Source organism: Amycolatopsis sp., from assembly GCF_025464955.1.
Taxonomy (GTDB): Bacteria; Actinomycetota; Actinomycetes; order Mycobacteriales; family Pseudonocardiaceae; genus Amycolatopsis.
Map to the genome: position 1 here is coordinate 1 of NZ_JAODNM010000179.1, position 17,060 is coordinate 17,060.

General features: G+C 68.9%; 15 protein-coding genes. 9 read left to right on the top strand and 6 right to left on the bottom strand.

Features of this window, described 5'->3' with window-relative positions:
* The first annotated feature begins 205 nt into the window (after nt 1-205).
* Genes JWQ81_RS44280 through JWQ81_RS44300 form a run of 5 tightly spaced genes read left to right on the top strand, consistent with a single transcriptional unit; the run spans nt 206 to nt 4,527 of the window.
* Complete coding sequence (locus tag JWQ81_RS44280) at nt 206-427, top strand: helix-turn-helix domain-containing protein (protein ID WP_297551644.1); 222 nt, start codon at nt 206-208, stop codon at nt 425-427.
* The gene (locus JWQ81_RS44285) at nt 424-762 is read left to right on the top strand and encodes a WhiB family transcriptional regulator (protein ID WP_297551645.1); all 339 of its coding nucleotides are present in this window, start codon (nt 424-426) and stop codon (nt 760-762) included. The genes JWQ81_RS44280 and JWQ81_RS44285 overlap by 4 nt, the downstream gene beginning before the upstream one ends.
* Nucleotides 759-1,094 (top strand): hypothetical protein, encoded by a 336-nt coding sequence (locus tag JWQ81_RS44290; RefSeq protein WP_297551646.1) that lies wholly within the window; start codon nt 759-761, stop codon nt 1,092-1,094. The genes JWQ81_RS44285 and JWQ81_RS44290 overlap by 4 nt, the downstream gene beginning before the upstream one ends.
* Complete coding sequence (locus JWQ81_RS44295) at nt 1,091-2,005, top strand: hypothetical protein (protein WP_297551647.1); 915 nt, start codon at nt 1,091-1,093, stop codon at nt 2,003-2,005. The genes JWQ81_RS44290 and JWQ81_RS44295 overlap by 4 nt, the downstream gene beginning before the upstream one ends.
* The gene (locus tag JWQ81_RS44300; RefSeq protein ID WP_297551648.1) at nt 2,002-4,527 is read left to right on the top strand and encodes an FtsK/SpoIIIE domain-containing protein; all 2,526 of its coding nucleotides are present in this window, start codon (nt 2,002-2,004) and stop codon (nt 4,525-4,527) included. The genes JWQ81_RS44295 and JWQ81_RS44300 overlap by 4 nt, the downstream gene beginning before the upstream one ends.
* Before the next feature lie 606 nt (nt 4,528-5,133).
* Here JWQ81_RS44300 and JWQ81_RS44305 read toward each other — a convergent pair.
* Nucleotides 5,134-5,583, bottom strand: a complete 450-nt coding sequence (locus tag JWQ81_RS44305) for a hypothetical protein (RefSeq protein ID WP_297551649.1) — start codon at nt 5,581-5,583, stop codon at nt 5,134-5,136.
* A gap of 128 nt (nt 5,584-5,711) precedes the next feature.
* Nucleotides 5,712-6,512 (bottom strand): recombinase family protein, encoded by an 801-nt coding sequence (locus JWQ81_RS44310; RefSeq protein ID WP_297551650.1) that lies wholly within the window; start codon nt 6,510-6,512, stop codon nt 5,712-5,714.
* Here JWQ81_RS44310 and JWQ81_RS44315 point away from each other — a divergent pair.
* On the top strand, nt 6,479-6,766 hold the full coding sequence (locus JWQ81_RS44315; protein WP_297551651.1) for a VOC family protein: 288 nt from the start codon (nt 6,479-6,481) through the stop codon (nt 6,764-6,766). The genes JWQ81_RS44310 and JWQ81_RS44315 overlap by 34 nt on opposite strands.
* A gap of 77 nt (nt 6,767-6,843) precedes the next feature.
* Here JWQ81_RS44315 and JWQ81_RS44320 read toward each other — a convergent pair whose 3' ends face one another.
* From JWQ81_RS44320 to JWQ81_RS44335, 4 genes are all read right to left on the bottom strand, one after another.
* Complete coding sequence (locus tag JWQ81_RS44320; RefSeq protein WP_297551652.1) at nt 6,844-8,133, bottom strand: C2 family cysteine protease; 1,290 nt, start codon at nt 8,131-8,133, stop codon at nt 6,844-6,846.
* A 64-nt stretch (nt 8,134-8,197) separates the two neighbouring features.
* Complete coding sequence (locus JWQ81_RS44325; protein WP_297551653.1) at nt 8,198-9,388, bottom strand: alpha/beta hydrolase; 1,191 nt, start codon at nt 9,386-9,388, stop codon at nt 8,198-8,200.
* A 27-nt stretch (nt 9,389-9,415) separates the two neighbouring features.
* Nucleotides 9,416-10,360 carry an ABC transporter permease subunit gene (locus JWQ81_RS44330; protein ID WP_297551654.1) on the bottom strand — a complete coding sequence of 315 codons (945 nt, stop codon included), beginning with the start codon at nt 10,358-10,360 and terminating at the stop codon, nt 9,416-9,418.
* On the bottom strand, nt 10,357-13,227 hold the full coding sequence (locus tag JWQ81_RS44335; RefSeq protein ID WP_297551655.1) for an alpha/beta fold hydrolase: 2,871 nt from the start codon (nt 13,225-13,227) through the stop codon (nt 10,357-10,359). Before JWQ81_RS44335 ends, JWQ81_RS44330 begins: the two co-directional genes overlap by 4 nt.
* Before the next feature lie 298 nt (nt 13,228-13,525).
* On the opposite strand from JWQ81_RS44335, the gene JWQ81_RS44340 reads away from it, so the two are divergent.
* Genes JWQ81_RS44340 through JWQ81_RS44350 form a run of 3 tightly spaced genes read left to right on the top strand, consistent with a single transcriptional unit; the run spans nt 13,526 to nt 17,034 of the window.
* Nucleotides 13,526-14,506: a TerC family protein gene (locus JWQ81_RS44340; RefSeq protein ID WP_297551656.1), complete on the top strand. Its 981-nt coding sequence runs from the start codon at nt 13,526-13,528 to the stop codon at nt 14,504-14,506.
* Nucleotides 14,507-14,540: 34 nt separating this feature from the next.
* Entirely contained in the window at nt 14,541-16,496 is a 1,956-nt protein-coding gene (locus JWQ81_RS44345; protein ID WP_297551657.1) for a S9 family peptidase, read from the top strand.
* Nucleotides 16,497-16,518: 22 nt separating this feature from the next.
* Nucleotides 16,519-17,034, top strand: a complete 516-nt coding sequence (locus tag JWQ81_RS44350; protein ID WP_297551658.1) for a GNAT family N-acetyltransferase — start codon at nt 16,519-16,521, stop codon at nt 17,032-17,034.
* Nucleotides 17,035-17,060: the final 26 nt, after the last annotated feature.

The window sequence follows — 17,060 nt, forward strand, 5'->3', positions numbered from 1 at the left end:
TGATGGCCTTCGCGACCGCCGCCCAGTCTTCCGACACCCATTCCTCCGTGGTCCGCCTCAGCGCCGACATTAGCGCTCTACCGATTCCGCGGGGCGCCTATCGCCACCGCGTCGCGCATTCGGAGTAACCCCATGCCTCAATTCGACTAAATCAGCTCAAATAATTAGCTGAAATCAGCTTTACCCAAACAAAGGACCTCAAATCATGAAGACGCAAATCTCTACTAACCGCCGCCCGGTGTACTACTCGCTGACCGATGCGGCCTGGATTCTGGGCGTCACCCGCTCGCAGATCCACCGTGCGATCAGGACCGGCGTCCTGCCGGTCATCCGTCGCCGGTCCCGCCTGGTCGTGTCTGCCGACGCGTTGACGCGGCTGCTGGGCACCACCGATGGCGCTCCCCGCACCAACGGGGGTGCCCTGTGAACTACGACGACATTGTTTCCGACCTTGACTACCTGGCGACCGTTCCTGATGACGTGCTGGCCGAGGTCGTCACCCGGGACGGGCTGTGCTTCTGGGCGTTCGATCGCTCCGAGATTCCGGAGCTGTCCGGCTTGGACTCCGCTGACCGCGAGCTTGCGGCCGGGATGTGCGCCGGATGCCCGGTCATCAACGAGTGTCTGGAGCTGGACCTACGCACCGCTGGTGCGGACACGGTCGGCGTGTGGGGCGCACGCCCCGACACCGACCGGCGAGAGATCCACCCCGTGTGGATGGCCCACCGCAACGGCGCGCAGAAGCGGGGTGATCGGCGATGACGGTCAACCTCACCGCAGTACAGATCCTCGCCGGGATCGGCGTCCTGCTCGCCCTGGTCGGAATGTGGAAGATCGGCACCCGCCGGGCGCGCAAGGCGGCCGACACGGCACGGGCCAGTGCTCGGGTCGTCTCGCTCGCCGGGCGAGTCCTGCTCGCCGGGGCCGCTATGGGCGGGGTCCAGTGGCTGGTGATCTCCCACCCGGGCAACGTGACGTTGCTCCTGGTGGTGATCGCCGCGCCTGACCTGGTCGCCGCGTACGTCCTGACCAAGGTGTTGACGGTCACCTCGATGGACACCACCAAGCCGCGTCGGGGAGGTGGTCGGCGATGAACGGACAGGCAGCCGATCACCACAGCGCGGGTCCACAGGACGCGCGGCACGTGCCGTCGACACGGGGGCAGCGGCTCGCCGCCGAGGCCGCCGACGCGGCGGAGGCCCGCCGCTACCAGACCCACCCCGACGTCATCGCGCTCCGGGTGGAACAGGTGCGGTCTCAAGTTGACCGGTGCTGCTGGGCAGGGATCACGCTCGGGCTGGCGTTCACCATGACCAACGTCCAACAGTTCGCCGCCGGGCACTCTCCGGCGTGGTCGTTGCCGTGGCTGGCGGCGTGGGTGCTCGACCCCACGGTGTCGCTGGTGCTGCTGGCGATCCTGCGAGCCGAGCAGGTCACCGCCCGCTACCAGGTCCGCACCGGGGTGTGGGTGCGCGGCGCGAAGTGGCTTGCGCTGGTCGCTACCTACGTCATGAACACCTGGGCGTCGTATGCGGCCGGGACCCTGTCCGGGGTGGTGCTGCATTCGGTGCCGCCGTTGATCGTGTTCGCCGCCGCCGAGGCGGTCACCGATCTACGCGACAAGCTCACCGAGGCCGCCCACCGAGGCCACCGGGAAGCAACCGGAGACACCGGGACCGACCCGGCACCCGGACCTGTGAACGGTGCCGCCGAGGCCGTGAACGCCAACGGGGACACCGAGCCGGACGCCCGTCCGGACACCGACGCCGGGGCCGGGTCTGGGCGGACGCCGTTCGCCGAGTACCTCGCGGAGGCGCGCGCGGCGTGGTCGCCGGGAGTGGTGATCACACCGGCGTGGGTTCGCCAAGCCACGGGCTGCTCACGCGGCTTGTCGTCGCGGTTGGCGCGGGCGCTGGCCGCGTCCGTCCCGGCATCGGTCACCGACCCCGCCGGGGCCGCCGAGAACAGGGCTGCGCAGGCGTGGACGGGTGGTGCGGGCCAATGAACGGACACGTACACAACCCGAACAACGGCCGCCGTGACGGACGGCCGGGACGACACGGCTGGGCGCGCTGGTGGCCCGTCGTCGGGCGCTCAACCCGACGCGGCCGGGGCGCGGTGGGTCCGGTGAACGGTCCTCGTGGCGTCGTGAACGCGGCAGGGCTGGTGAACGAGAGAAGGCCGCGCGTGAACGGCGACACCGGCCGTGCCACCGGCACGGTCCACGGTGGGCAGTCCGAGCAACTGGAACGGAAGGTGTTCGACGCGGAGTTTATCGACGACCACGGCAACCATGGCGGCCCGCACCCGGGCCGGATACAGACCGCGTGGCGGTTGCTGCTGGCCGGTGCCGGACTGGCCGCCCGGTCTGCCCGGCGCGTCGCCCGGGTGGCGGCGGGCATGGCGGGCCGGGCATGGCGATCACCGGCCGCGCAGCGGACACGATCGATCCTGGTCTACCGGGTCCGCAAGGCACCGGCCGATGTGGTGCGGCTGGTGTGGTTCGCGGTACGTGGGCACGGCCGGTGGATCGGCAAGGGGTGGAACTGGTTCACCTACGGCGATCTGCGGGCCGACGCCCGCGCCGCGCGACTGAAGGGAGACGCGGAAGCTCGCCGTGCGGCACAGGAAGCGATTCGCGCGGACGCTCGCGCGCGGTGGGGACGGGCCGGAATCCGCCTGCACCGTCTCGCGATCGGCATCGGGGCTCTGGCAGTGGTCGCGGTGCTGCTGAAAGTCACCGATGCCGTGATGGACCGGGCGAACATGTGGCCATGGCTGGCCACGGTCTACCGGGTGCTGGACGCGCTCGGCGTGTTCCTGCGGGTTGGCGGCCTGTGGTTGCTGCTGGCTGGCCTGTGCGGTTGGTGGGTGGCGGCGGTGTTCGAGGGCCGTGACCGTACGCCGGGCGCGGGGTGGCTGGTCCAACCCGACCGTGACGACGCTGATTCGTGGATCGATGAGCGGATGATCTCGAAAGCTTTGGCGCACTTGGGGATCACACCGCTTGACCGGTTCCTGAAAGACGGTGGTGAGCTGGTCTACACGATCGGCGCTCGCAAGGACGGTGACGGTACGGCCGCGCAGGTGCGGCTACCGATGGGCGTGACCGCTGACATGGTGGCCGCGCGACGCTCGAAACTCGCCGCGAACCTGGGCCGCGCGGGGATGGAAACGTGGCCTACCAAGGGAGATGAGGACGGAATACTGGATCTGTGGGTGGCCGATAAGGGCGTTCTGCGGGGCGGGGCCGGCGAGTGGCCGCTTGTCCATGATGGACAGACGGACATTTTCGAGGGAGTCCCGTTCGGACTGTCCCAACGCGGCCTGATCATCAACGCCCCGTTGATCGGCGTCAACTGGCTGGTAGGTGGTCGGCCAGGGCAGGGGAAGTCCGCCGCCCTGCGGACGCTCATGCTCGGTGCGGCGCTCGATCCCACGGCGGAACTGTGGATGTTCGTGATGGGCGAGTCACCCGACTTCGACCCCTTCGCACCCCGTCTGGCCCGCTACGGCATGGGGATGGACGACAGCGTTGCCGAGGCGGCGACGCAGGCCCTTGAGGATTTGCTGTCCGAAATGGAGCGGCGCGGCAAGGTGCTCGGTGACCAGCCGGGCAGGCCACCGAAGGTGTCGCGCAAGCTCGCCGACAAACGCGGGCTCGGGTTGCACCCGCTGGTGTGCGGGATCGATGAGTGTCACGAGCTGTTCCAGCACCCCAAGTTCGGCAAGCGCGCGGCAGAGCTGGCGGTGCGGCTGATCAAGCGGGGCCGTAAGTACGGCATCGTGCTTCTGCTGGCGACCCAGTCGCCGACGAAGGACAGCATCCCCCGGGAGATCACCCGCAACGTGTCCTGCGGTGCCGCGTTCTCCGTGGCTGATCAGGTCGCCAACGACGGTCTACTCGGGTCCGGCAAGTACGCGGCAGGAATACGGGCGACCGAGCTACGGATCAACACCGACCGGGGAACGTGCGTGGCGGTCGGGCTCACCGATGAGTCGTTCGAGTTGGTGCGCACGTTCTATGTCCCGTTCGAGGACGGGGCCGACGACGTGACCCCAGTCATCGCCCGCGCCATGGAACTGATTGAGGAGGCGGGCCGCGCGATCGAGTCCAGCTCTCGGCCGGAGATCGGTCCGGCGGTACCGGCGGAGGTGGACGAACTCGCCGACCTCGCCGAGGTGATCGGCAACGATGATCGGGTGCGGACACAGCAGGTGTTGGCGCGGTTGGTGGAGCACAACCCGGATCACTACGGCGGGTGGAGTTTCGCCGCGTTGGCCGCGATGCTCGCCGAACACGGCATCACCGCGCGCAAGTCGCACGGCGTCATGACCGTCCACATCGCCGACGTGACGGCCGCGCTCGGCCGCCGCGAGTCCGGCGAAACGCCCGGGGACTCCGACGGGGAGCGCCCGGGGACCCGGGGAGTTCTCCCCGCCGCGTCCCCCGCCCCAACTCCCCGCGATGACCAGGGGAAACACGATGAGGGGAGGCAGGGAGATGCCGACGAGAACAGCCGCTAAACCGCCGAAAACGGGGATATTCCTGACCGCGCGCGGCTCCCTCCCCCACTCCCCGGCGACCGGCCGAGGGGAAGGTAGTGCCCCTTGGACCAACCGACCCACCAGTGATCCACAACCGACCGCAGCGCAAAAACGATGCAAAGGAAGCGACCATGACCACAACCACACGACGGAGCATGAGGGCCAGGAACTCAAGGTCATCCGAGCCGAAGACGACACCCCGGACAACGGCCCGGATGAGGGGTTGTCGCGAGGTGGGGGACGGTCCCTCCCCGATGATCCGGGCGGCACCGGATGACCGCCGCGCCCGGGAACCCGGGTTCGGAGAAGGGACGCGGCGAGCGCGGCCCGGGTAGCTCGATCCGCGCCGTGGACGACGCGCACACCCTGGCAAAGGCAGCGCGCATCGTAAGAGCCGCCATGACACGCCAACGCCTCAGAGGCACCACTGCGGACACCATGACGGGAAGTGAGCAGCAACGTCCGCAGCACCCGGCCAAGGATGCCTGAGACTGCCTGAACCGGGTAGCGAACACAAACGAACCGGCAGCCGTCACCATCGCTCAGATGGTGACGGCTGCCGGTTCACGTCGGGAGGTCGGTGCGCTACCGTTCCCGCCATTCGATCGTGACCCGGGAGTCCGGATCGAACACCCGTGGACGTCCGGGCAACGCCCGGTTCACGGTGACTTTCTCGATGAACAACCGCAGGAACTCCCGCTGCTCATCCAACGTCATGTCCGGCCACGCCGCCCGCGCCCCCGCAATGTCCACATTGAACACCGGGGGCGGCAGCTCGGACAGCTCGGTCCGCAGTCGCCGTTCGTTCTCGGCGATGGTCTGGCGGGCCTCTTTCCACTCGGTCGCCGTCAACCCGCCCGGCGTGGCCCACATCGCGGCCAACTCGACCCGCCGCGCGTCCAACCCGTCCAGTTCGTTGGCGATCTCGTCACGGCGCGCGGCGTGCGCGTCGGCCGCGATCGCGTTCAGAAACTCAGGCTTGTCCAGCTTGGCCCACAACTGGTCAAGCACGTACTTTTCGGTGCCCTCCAACATGATCCCGGTACACCCCCGACCGCCCACGTTCGGATGACAATTCAAGTACGGCAAATGCCGTTTGCCCATCTGCTTGAGCGAGCCGATCAGCTTGTGATCGCACACCCCGCACACGGCCAGGCCGCCGGTCAGCAGGTAGCGGCGTCCTTTGTTGCCCTGGTGCTGGGTACCGATGGGGTAGGTACCCTTGCCGTCCGCCCGCTGTACCTCGCGCGGCTGTGACAGCTCGTCGGAGCAACGATCATGCCGCGCACCGAGCCCGGGGTGATCTCACCACCGTGCGCGCCACGCAACCCGCGCTGCCGCAGCTCGGCCGCGATGTTGGACAGCGACCACCCCGAGAGCACCCACTCGGCCGCCTGCCGGATCGCGTCCGCCTCATCCGGCACCGCCACATAGGTCTTGGTGCCGTCCTCGGTCTTGGCGTGCTTGTAGCCGAACGGGCGACTACCCGCAGGCTCACCGAGCGCGGCCTTTTCCGCCAACGTGTCGTTGATCCGCTGCTTGAGCCGACGCACCTCACCAGCACCCAACACGGCCTTGATCCCGGCCACGTCATCGCGTACCCGGACGATGCCGTCCCGGTTGGTGTGCAACTCGACGATGCCCGCCGCGTCCATCATCGCGGCCAGCTGAAACCACGCGATCTCCCGGCGCTCAACCCGGTACTGCTCGACCGCCCACACGTGCGCCACCTCGCCCCGAACTATCGCCTCACGCAGTAGCTCGTACTGCGGCCGGTGAACGTCGTTCTCGGCCGCTGTGAGGTGGTTGTCCGCGAACACTCGAACCGGCACACCCGGCCACATCTCCGCCGCGTACTTCCGCCCCCACCGCTCTTGGGCCGCGACCCCCTCTTTGCGGCCCGCGCGATCCACCGAAATCCGGCAGTACAGTGCCACGTACCTGGTCAAACTCCGCTCGGTCATACAGTGATCGTCCAGCTACTACGTCTTCACAGCAAGTACCGGAGGGCAAGACCGCCAAGAACCGCGTGCACCTCGACGTCAACGCTGCATCGCGCACTGCGCCCGGTCACAGCGAGGAGGACTGGCGCCAGGTCGAGGAGCACGTGCGAAAGTTGGCGGCGGCGGGGGCGACCGTGCTGCGGGAGGTCAACGAGGTGAGCGGCCGATGCGTCGTCATGCAGGACCCGGAGGGCAACGAGTTCTGCGTCCACTGAGCGCCCGCAACTCGCCGTCGAGTTGCGGTACTTAGTGTCTGCAACGATCGCAAACGCCTCCGAAGTCCACAAAGGACTCAGGGCAGGACGACACTCACCTCTTGCAGGTGTTCCCACGCTTCGGCCGGGGTGAGCCAGCATTCCCACTGCGAACGCGTCGAGTTGTCGCCCCACGGGTTGCCGATGCAGATGCGGCGGCCCTGCACGTCGACGTCCTTGACGAAGTACGCGTGCCCGCCGACGAGCCGCCCGTTGAGTCGCACAGTGTTGAGGCTGCCGTCGCCGACGGTGGCCGACACGACCGCGCAACCCCGGCTCAGCCGGTCGTGGATCTCCATCGCCAGGTTCGGTGACTGAGGGTCCAGACTCTCGATCGGCCGTCCGGTGATCAGCGGAAGCGCCTCGTATCCCCAGCCGTAGTTGATCTTCTCGTAGCCGCCCCGGCTTTGCGCGAAGGCCTTTTCGTAGTAGCCGGGCCACAGTTCCGCGTAGGCGGGATCTTTCGTGTGACCAGAGGCCCCCCAGAGCTTCCAGTCTCGTACCGGGAGGTCCGGTGCGACGGTCATCCGCTGCGGCTGGTGGGTGTCCCGGTCGTAGAACACCGCGGACACCGAGCCGTTCGGGTTCGCCCACACGTGGCGTGACATGAATGCCGGGTTCGCCTTCACGACCGCCTGGGTCGAGGTGAGGAACCAGCAGTCGGCAACGGCACCCTGGAGCATGTCCTGCCAAGCCATCGGCGCTGTCGAGGCTTCGACGCGGTAGCCGCCGTCCGTGCGGTACTTCTTGTCGTCGAACACGACGAACGGCCCCGCCGGCTGGATCCACCCGTCCTGGCCGCCTTCCTCCCAGGGTTCCTCGATCGTCGGCTGGCAGAGTCCCAGGTGGACGCCGAGTAGCCCGAGGACATGGGGGCTGACGTTCTCCAGCAGGAAGTTGATGAAGTCCTGGGTGTGGTAGAAGGTCCACGCGCCGGCCTGTTCCGCGGCGGAGACCAAGAGGTTCAGCGCGCCGATGCCCGCCGGGCCGATCGTGCGGATGATCGCGTCGAGTTCCGCCGGCGGCACCGAATGCAGCAATTGCTCCACCATGTCCGCGCGACCGCCGGCGCCGGGTGCCCCGGCGGCCACGGCCAGCGCGCCGCCGATCCGCTGGACGAAGTCGTTGACCCGCATCATGTTCGCGGGCGGGCCGGGGAACTGCCAGGCACCCTGGGCGATCAGCGGGTGCCCGCCGTTCTGGTACGTCATCTGGGGCCTGGCCAGCCGTTCGGCCTCGCCGACCACCACGACGGCCTCGTACACCCCAGGGACGAACTCGCCGACGGCGTACGCCCACTTCTTCCAATGGTCCCGGTGGTAACTCACCGCATCCTCCCCCCGATATCCTCCCCAGCCGCGAATGATCGTACCGACTGATCCCGGCGCGTTGTCAGCCGCGCAGCCAGCCGAGGATCGTGGTGTACACCTCGTCCTCGCGCAACATCGCGAAGTGGCTCATCCCGCCGAGCCAGTGGCGATCGGCCACCTGGGCGGCGTCGCCCGCGCTCGACGGCATCACCAGGAGATCACCGAAAGTGCGGGCCAGCAGGCTGTTCTCCGTGCGGGCGAGCGTCGCGGCCAGGAAGTACTGCCGAATTCCGGGCGGGAGCACGGTTTCGATCGGCTCGCCGGACCGCCAGAGCGCGTCCGGGTCCCGGCCCGCCCACAGCTCTTCGTGCAGGTCACCGTGACGAAGGTCCTTGACGCCGTCGCTGCGCCTACGCAGGAGTTCACTCAGCGGCGCCGATTCGGCGAAGCGGCTCAACGCCCACGTCGCGGCATTGGCACCGCGCTCCAGGGGCGCGCCCGTGTGCGGCGCGCCGAGGCAGACGAGCCGGGTGACGGCAGGCAGCCAAGGCGCGTCGGGTGCCTGATGCAGCGCGCTGCGCGCGACCAGCCCGCCCATCGAGTGCCCGACGATCACGATGTCGGTGACCTCGACCGGCCAAGCGTCGACGATTCGCGAGACCAGTTCGGCGAACTCTCGGCCGTTGTCGGAGATGTGGCGACCGCTGTTGTAGCGCACGTACACCGCGCTGCCGCTGAGATCCGCCGTGAGCCGGGAGCCGAAGTCCTGCCCCTCGGCGCCGAACCACCAGCGCTCGGTCTCGATCAGCCCGTGCAGGAACACGAACAGCCGCCCGTGCGCGTTGGGGAAGGACTCGGCGACCGAGTCCAGCGGCACCGCGCGATAAGCCACGCGCACGGTCATCTCGCCCGGGAGGACCCCGAAAGCGCCGTTCAGCACGCCGATTGCCGCTTGCCCGGCTCTCGAGTCGACGAGCGTGCCGCGCGGGCGCATCTCCCCGGCTGCGCGCGACACGCTCTCGACCACGGCACCGCCGGCCGAGATCGACGTCCTCACCGTGCGGTAGACCAGCCCGGACACCCCGTCGTGCAGTGCTTTCACCGGAGCCGCCACCGGGCCGGCCGCGCCGAACGTGCGACGCGCGATGGCCTGGTGCATCCGCTGCACGGTGCTTGCCACCCCGCCGGCGGCGTCGGTCAACAACCTGGCGACGCCGCCGAACTCGTCGGCACCGGAGTCCCCAGCACCGGACTCCTCAGTGATGGTCGGCATGCCGCCATGGTCGCACAGCCGGCCAGGTCAGCTGGTGACGTCCTTTGTCGAGAACCGCCGAGCCGCCAGCAGGCCGAACACCGTCGCGTAGATCACCGACGACAGGATCCCGCTCGCCATGTTCGTCCAGTCGATATCGGTGGAGATCAGGTCGATCCAGGCGAACGAATAGTGCGTCGGCAGGTAGTTCCGCAGCGTGCCCAGCGCGGTGATCTGGTCGAGGATCTGCGACAGGATCGCCGCGAGCACCGCCCCGCCGACCGCGCCAAGCGGGGCGTCCGTCGACACGCTCAGCAGCAGCGCCAGCCCGGCCACCCAGGCCAGCTGCACCACGATGTACACCGTGGACAGCAGCATCGCGACGAGGCTGCTGCCGAACGACACGGCGTCACCGGTCGGGCTGATCGCGGCCCCCGCGCCGTAGAACACGACGCCGACGCCGAGCGAGATCAGCGGCAGCAGCACCAGCGCCGCGGCCGAGAGGATCCCGGACGCGATCGCCTTCTGCCGCAGCAACCGGTGGCGTGGCACGGGGATCGCCAGCAGGTACTTGAGACTCGACCACGACGACTCGCTGGCGATGGTGTCGCCGAAGAACAGCGCGACGATCATCGGCAGCAGGAACGTCCCCGACACGAACAGCGCGAGCACCACGAAGTTCGGCGCGCTCGCGGTGGCGAGGTCGACGAACCCGCCGGAACGGTTGTTCGGGCTGTTCTGCCCGATCTGGAAGGCCAGTACCAGGATGAACGGCAGGATCACCACGAACCCGAGCAGCAGCTGCGTACGTCGACGTCGCAGCTGACGTCGCAGCTCGACGCCCAACCCGAGCGTCCGGCCCGCGCGGTAGCCGGTCACCGCGCCGTCCGGACCGACGCCGCTGTGGTCCAGCTCGGCCGCGTCGGTGAGCTCCTGGAGCGCACCCGGGTCGGTGTGGACCCCGTGATCGCCTGTTACCTCGCTCTTGCTCATGAGCTCGCCTCCTCTCCGACCAACTGCAGGAACGCGTCTTCGAGCCGTCTCCGCGGCCCTGCCGTCTCGACGCCGACACCGGCCCTGACCAGCGTCGCCACCGCCTCCGCGCGGGGCATTCCGTCGAGGTCCGCGTGGACGAGCTCGCCTTCGACCTCGACCTGCGACACGCCTGCCGTCGTGCGCAGCGCCTCGGCCGCGTCCTCGGGCTTGTCGACGCGGAACGTCGCTTCCCCGCCCGCGGCGGCGATGTCGGCGACCTCGCCCGAGGCGACCAACGAGCCCCTGTGCATGACGACCACGTGCGTGCAGGTCTGTTCGACCTCCGCGAGCAGGTGGCTCGACACCACGACCGTGCGTCCGGTCGCGGCGTAGCGCTGGAGCACCTCGCGCATCTGGTGGATCTGGGGCGGGTCGAGCCCGTTGGTGGGTTCGTCGAGCACCATCAGGTCCGGGAAGCCGAGCATCGCCTGCGCGATCGCGAGCCGCTGCCGCATGCCCTGGCTGTACGTCCGGACCTTGCGGTGGACGGCGTCGCCGAGCCCGGCGATCTCCAGCGCCTCGTCGAAGTGCGCCTTCTCCTCGGGACGTCCGGTGGCGGCCCAGTACAGCCGCAGGTTGGCCTCGCCGGACAGGTGCGGCAGGAAGCCCGCACCCTCGACGAACGACCCGATCCGCGACAGCACGGGAGCGCCGGCACTGATCGTGTGGCCGAACACCTTGATCTGCCCCGCGCTCGGCGTGATCAGGCCCATCAGCATGCGCAGCGTCGTCGTCTTACCGGCGCCGTTGGGGCCTAGCAGGCCGAGCACCTGGCCGGGTTCGACCCGGAACGACAGGTCCTTCACCGCGACGAACCCGCCGGGGTAGGACTTCGACAGCCCCTCGATGACCAGCGGCGTGTCCACCAGCTCGGCGTCGACGTGGTGGGAACGCCGGCGCCGGAACGCCGCGAACACGATCACCAGCGCCGCGACCAGCACGGTGCTGCCGATCCCGATCAGCTGCCCGGTCGGTGTGCCGGTGCCGACCGACTTCCCTGGCACGACCGGGACGGCGAGCTGCGCGCCGTCGGCGAGGGACACGCGGAACACCGCCGGGTCGGCGGGGGAGGAGTACGCCTGGTCGGTGGTGCTGACCACGAGTGCGAGCGAGTGCCCGGCCTCGATCGGCCGGACGATCCCGGGCAGGGTGACCGTGACCTCGACCGGCGAGCCGTCGGTGGGCAGGTTCGTCACCCGGAACGGGGCGATCGTGTTCGCCGGCAGCGTGCGGGTGCCGTCGGTGCCGACGTCGTACAGCTTTGCGAACAGCACCGCGTCGGTCTGGGGCTTGGCGGTCGCGGGGTCGGCGGACACACGCAGCCGGACGGTCGACGAACCCGCGATGAGCACCTGCGCGTTCACCGGGGCGGACCGGAACATCGCGGACTGGCCGGGCGGGTCGATGTTGAACAGGCCCGAGAGCCGAGACGAACTCGAGGCGAGGCCGTTGAGCCCGGGGATGCCGCTGACCGAGGACGGGTTGCCGCCCGCCGGGTGCACGATCGCCTGCGGACCGCCGGTGAGCGCGATCGGCCGCCGCTCGGTGGTGCCGCCGGCCAGGCCGGGATACGCCGGCGCCTCGACGGTCCGGACCGACGGCGTTCCGTTGGCGCGCAACGTGCCCTGGACGTCGTAGTCGAAGCCGGTGCCGGGGTCGGCCCCTTGGCCGGTGAGCTGGAACCAGAGCCAGTCGGCAATCTTCCCGCGCAGCTGCGGGCCGGGCGCGCCGCCGTCGTGGCCGCCGGTGTACCAGATCGTCTGGACCTTGCCGCCGGCCGCGGTGATCTGGCGGGCGGTGGCGTCGGACTGGCCGAGGCCGAACAGCGTGTCGCTCTCGCCCTGCACCAGCAGCGTCGGCACCTTGATCTTGTCGGTTACCGAAACGGGGGACACCCGATGGAGAAGCGCGACGGTCTGCGGGCTCTCCTTGCCGGTGGTCGCGAGCTCCGTGTACGCCTGGCAGACCTGCGGGGTGAAGCGCCCGCACGGGTCCGCGCCGACGGCCGGCGGGCCGCCCTGAGCGGGCGCGCCGCCGGTGGACGAGCCGCTGCCGCCCGTCGACGTCGAGGTGTCGCTGGATTCCTGACCGGCTTCGGGCGCTTCGGCGGTGGGGTTGCCGGCGGCCGCGCCACCGGTTCCGGCGGAGAAGAAGATGCCCGCCCACGACTTCTTGAACACGCCGTCGGGAGCGGCCGCGTCCGCGGCGGGGGTGCCCGCCGACGGAGCCGTCGGGGCGGCGGCGTTCGGCACCAGGCCCTGGGCGAGGTCGTTGTAGGTGATCACCGGCGCGATGGCGTCGACGCGCTTGTCCGTCCCGGCGAGCAGCAGCGACAGCGCGCCGCCGTAGGACGCGCCCGTGACGGCTACTTTCGGGTCGCCGTTGCTGCTGAGGACCTCGGGCTGCTTCGCGAGGTAGTCGATGAGCCTGCTGGCGTCCGCGACCTCGTAGTCGGGGTCGTTCAGGCCGATCTTGCCGCCGCTGCGGCCGAATCCGCGTGCCGACCAGGCCAGCACCACGAACCCCTTCCCGGCGAGCTCCTTGGCCTGGCTGTCGACGCTCTTCTTGTCGCCGCCGAAGCCGTGCGCGAGCATCACCGCGGGTGCGGGCGTCTTCGCGGGGAAGTAGAGCGTGGTGTCGATGGGCAGCCGGTCCGGCGACCCGGGCGCGGCGGGCACCTCGACCATGGCGTCGGTGGTCTTGACGGTCGCGGTCTTCGAACCGCTGAGCGCGAAGGCAAGACCGGCGGCGATGACCACCACGACGACCAGCGCGAGGGCGAGTAGCCGGTTACCGCGAGTACGGGGAATCGGAAGGCGGGGCACGTGAGTGAAGGTAGGGGAACTTACCTGAGAGTCGCACGTCGGACTCACAGTAAGCGGCCACGCACCGTGTCCGGGTGAGGAAGGTCATGGCACCGTTTTGGTGATTAGGGCAACCTCAGCTCGCTTTCCGCATCGCGAACAGTCAAACTGGACAAAGTTGTGGAGGGGAGTATTCCTTCGCGGCGGTGTCGTCAGCACGGTTGCCCTTGCGGCGCCCGGCACCGTCGGTCGGCGTTCGCGTCGGCGGAAGAGACCTCCGGCTAGTTGCTGCTGTGCGCTATCCGGAGGTTTCAGCTTTATGTCCGTTCCACTATGGCTATGGATCGCCACCGTCGGCGGTTTGCTGGCGCTGATCGCTGTCGACCTCGTCGTCGTCGATCACAACCCGCATGCCGTGACCAGTCGCGAAGCGGCCAAGTGGGTCGTGTTCTACGTCGCTTGCGCGGTGCTCTTCGGGGCCGGCATCTGGTTCTTCGCCGGGCACCGCCCGGCCATCGAGTTCTTCACCGGGTACATCACGGAGTACTCCCTCAGTATCGACAACCTCTTCATCTTCATGATCATCATGACCTCGTTCAAGGTCCCCAAGATCCACCAGCACCGGGTCCTGCTGGTCGGCATCCTGCTCGCGCTCGCCATGCGCAGCGTGTTCATCGCGGTCGGCGCGGCACTGATCAACGAGTTCGTCTGGGTGTTCTTCCTCTTCGGCGCGATCCTGGTGGCGACCGCGGTCAACATGGTCCGCGGGAAGGGGCATGGCGAGGAGTACCAGGAGAACGCCGTCACCCGCATGGTGCGGAAGGTCTTCCCGGTCACCGAGGACTTCCACGGGCACAAGTCGTTCATCAAGAAGGACGGCAAGCGCTGGCTGACGCCGATGTTCGTGGTGATCGTCGCCATCGGCAGCGCGGACCTGCTGTTCGCGGTCGACTCGATCCCGGCCATCTTCGGCATCACGCAGGAGGCGTTCCTGGTCTTCACGGCCAACGCGTTCGCGCTGATGGGCCTGCGTCAGCTGTACTTCCTGCTCGGCGGGCTGGTGGACAAGCTGGTGTATCTGACCTACGGCCTCGCGGTGATCCTCGGCTTCATCGGCGCCAAGCTGGTCCTGCACGCGCTGCACGAGTACCACGCGGTGCCGGACTGGCTGGACATCAACAATTGGGTCTCCCTCGGGGTGATCGTGGTCGTCCTCGCGGTGACGACGCTGGCGAGCTTGGCGAAGTCGAAGCGCACCGAAGCGAACGCAGAGCTGGAAGCTGCCGAAACAAGTAGGTAGTTAGAGCTGCTAACAATCAGGTACCGTCGGAATCGTGCTTCCTACCGACATCGAAGTCCTGGCCGTCCCCGGTGCTCCCGCCCTGCGCGCCGAGCTCCTGCTCACCGCGGTTGCCCGGCCTGACCTGGCGAGCAACTCCTACCGGGGCGGGCTGCGCCGGATCGGCCTTGACGGTTCCGAGTCCGCCTGGACCCACGGCGAGCACGACTCGGCGCCGTCGATCTCGCCGGACGGCCGCTGGGTCGCGTTCCTTCGTTCGGGTGACGGCGAGCTCGCCGAAGGCTCGCCGCAGCTGCACGTCATGCCGGTCGACGGCGGTGAAGCCCAGCGCCTGACCTCCGCTCCGCTCGGCGTCGGCTCGCCGGCGTGGGCTCCGGACTCGCGGCGGCTCGCCTACGTCGCGCGGGTGCCCGAGCCCGGCCGGTACGGCACGCCCGGCGAGGACGGGAAGCCGGTCAAGCCGGACGAGGAAGCGCCGCGGCACATCACCCGTTTCGACTACCGCATCGACAACATCGGCTTCCTCGGCGACCGCCAGCAACGGCTGTTCGTCGTCGACGCCGCAGGTGCGCTCGAAAGCGGCGTCGTGCCCGAGCAGTCACCGCTGACGGACGACCGCACCAGCATCGAAGACCCCGTTTGGACGGCTGATGGCGAGCGGGTGCTCGTCGTCGCCCCGAGCGACTGGGGCGCCGAGGCGACCGAACGGCGTGACCTCTACGCGGTCCCGGTCGCGGGCGGCGAACCGACGTTGGCCGTGCGCAGCGGCGGGGCCTTGGCCAAGCCGACGGTGGCGGCGGACGGGCGGGTTTTCTTCCTGGCCATGGAGTTCGTCGACGAGCGGCTGGAAGCCAACAACACCGGGCTGTGGGTCGCCGAACTCGCCCAGGATGGTTCGGCGGTCGAAGGCCGCCGACTCACCGAGGTCGAATCGGTCAACTGTGACCACGGCGTCGGGCAGCCCGTCGAATTCGGCGACGAGGTGCTGGTCGCTGTCCTCAACCGGGGCGCGACCGAGCTCCGCGCGGTGCCCTCGGACGCCGAACTGGCTCCGCTGAGCGCGTTGCGCCTGGTCGGCGGCGAGTTCGCGGCCGTCCGATCGTTCGCCGCCGACGGTTCGACTGTGGTGGCCGTGATCGCGACGGCCTCGTCCCCAGGCGAGGTCGTCGTCCTGACGAACGGCCAAAAAGTACTGACCGACTACGCGAAGGACCTGCGGACCGCCGGTGTGCACCCGGTCGAGGAACTGAACACCCGCTCCGCCGACGGCTACCCGGCACACGGCTGGCTGGTCCTCCCCGAGGGTGAGGGCCCGCATCCGGTGCTGCTGGCCATCCACGGCGGCCCGTTCGCCATGCAGGACTGGGGTTTCTTCGACGAGGCACAGGTCTACGCGTCGGCGGGATACGCCGTCATCCTGGGCAATCCGCGCGGTTCGGCGGGCTACGGCGAAAGCCACGGCCGGGCGATCATCAAAAACTTCGGCACCGTCGACGTCGAAGACGTCCTCTCGCTGCTCGACGCGGCGCTGACCCGGTCCGACCTCGACTCCTCCCGCGTCGGCGTGATGGGCGGTTCGTACGGCGGGTTCATGACCAGCTGGCTGGCCTCGCACCACGGCGAGCGGTTCCGTGCGGCGTGGAGCGAGCGGGCGGTCAACGCGTGGGACTCGATGGTCGGCAGCTCCGACATCGGGTACGCGTTCGTACGCGGGTACATCGGCGAGGACCCGATCGAGCAGCGACTGCGCAGCCCGCTCAGCTATGCCGACAAGATCGACCTGCCGTTCGCAGTCGTCCACTCGGAGCAGGACTGGCGTTGCCCGCTGGAGCAGGGGCAGCGGATGTTCGTGGCGCTGAAGCAGAACGGCGTCGACGCGGAATTCCTGTTGTTCCCCGGCGAAGGACACGAGCTGACCAGGTCCGGGAAGCCGCGGCACCGGCTACAGCGCTTCGAAAAAGTTCTTGAGTGGTGGTCGCGGCACCTGTGAAGATGAGGTCGTGGCTTGGACAGTGAGACGGGGAACTGAGACCGACGCCGAGCAGATGGCGAAGATCAACGTCGACGGCTGGAGCACGGCGTATCGCGGCATGATTCCGGACGCCTACCTCGACGCCATGCGGGCCGGCGACCGGGTCGACCGGATGAGGCAGCGGCTCGCCCTGCCGGACCCGTACGCGACCCTGCTCGCCGTGGGCGGCGACGGTGCTGTCGGGGCGTACGCAACCGTCACGGCGGTCCAGGATGGCGACGATGAGCACCCGAACCTGTCCACCGGGGAACTGGCCGCCTTGTACGCCGACCCGGCGTGGCAGGGCACAGGCGCGGGCAAGGCCGCGCACGAAGCCGGTATCGAGTACCTCGTGAAGCAGGGTTTCGAGCACGCGGTGTTGTGGGTCCTCGCGGACAACGCGCCGTCGCGGCGGTTCTACGAGACCCGGGGCTGGACCTGCGACCAGGTCACGAAGGCCGACACCTTCGGGGGCTCAAGCGTGACGGAGATCCGCTACTCCCGCCTCTTGGGGTGACCAGCACCGCAACTCGCCGCCCGCAA

Bases quoted from the DNA above. Each gene is read 5' to 3' on its own strand.
- JWQ81_RS44340 (WP_297551656.1), top strand. From the start codon at position 13,526: ATGTCCGTTCCACTATGGCTATGGATCGCCACCGTCGGCGGTTTGCTG.
- JWQ81_RS44280 (WP_297551644.1), top strand. From the start codon at position 206: ATGAAGACGCAAATCTCTACTAACCGCCGCCCGGTGTACTACTCGCTG.
- JWQ81_RS44305 (WP_297551649.1), bottom strand. From the start codon at position 5,583: ATGTTGGAGGGCACCGAAAAGTACGTGCTTGACCAGTTGTGGGCCAAG.
- JWQ81_RS44325 (WP_297551653.1), bottom strand. From the start codon at position 9,388: ATGCCGACCATCACTGAGGAGTCCGGTGCTGGGGACTCCGGTGCCGAC.
- JWQ81_RS44295 (WP_297551647.1), top strand. From the start codon at position 1,091: ATGAACGGACAGGCAGCCGATCACCACAGCGCGGGTCCACAGGACGCG.
- JWQ81_RS44310 (WP_297551650.1), bottom strand. From the start codon at position 6,512: ATGACCGAGCGGAGTTTGACCAGGTACGTGGCACTGTACTGCCGGATT.
- JWQ81_RS44300 (WP_297551648.1), top strand. From the start codon at position 2,002: ATGAACGGACACGTACACAACCCGAACAACGGCCGCCGTGACGGACGG.
- JWQ81_RS44290 (WP_297551646.1), top strand. From the start codon at position 759: ATGACGGTCAACCTCACCGCAGTACAGATCCTCGCCGGGATCGGCGTC.
- JWQ81_RS44330 (WP_297551654.1), bottom strand. From the start codon at position 10,360: ATGAGCAAGAGCGAGGTAACAGGCGATCACGGGGTCCACACCGACCCG.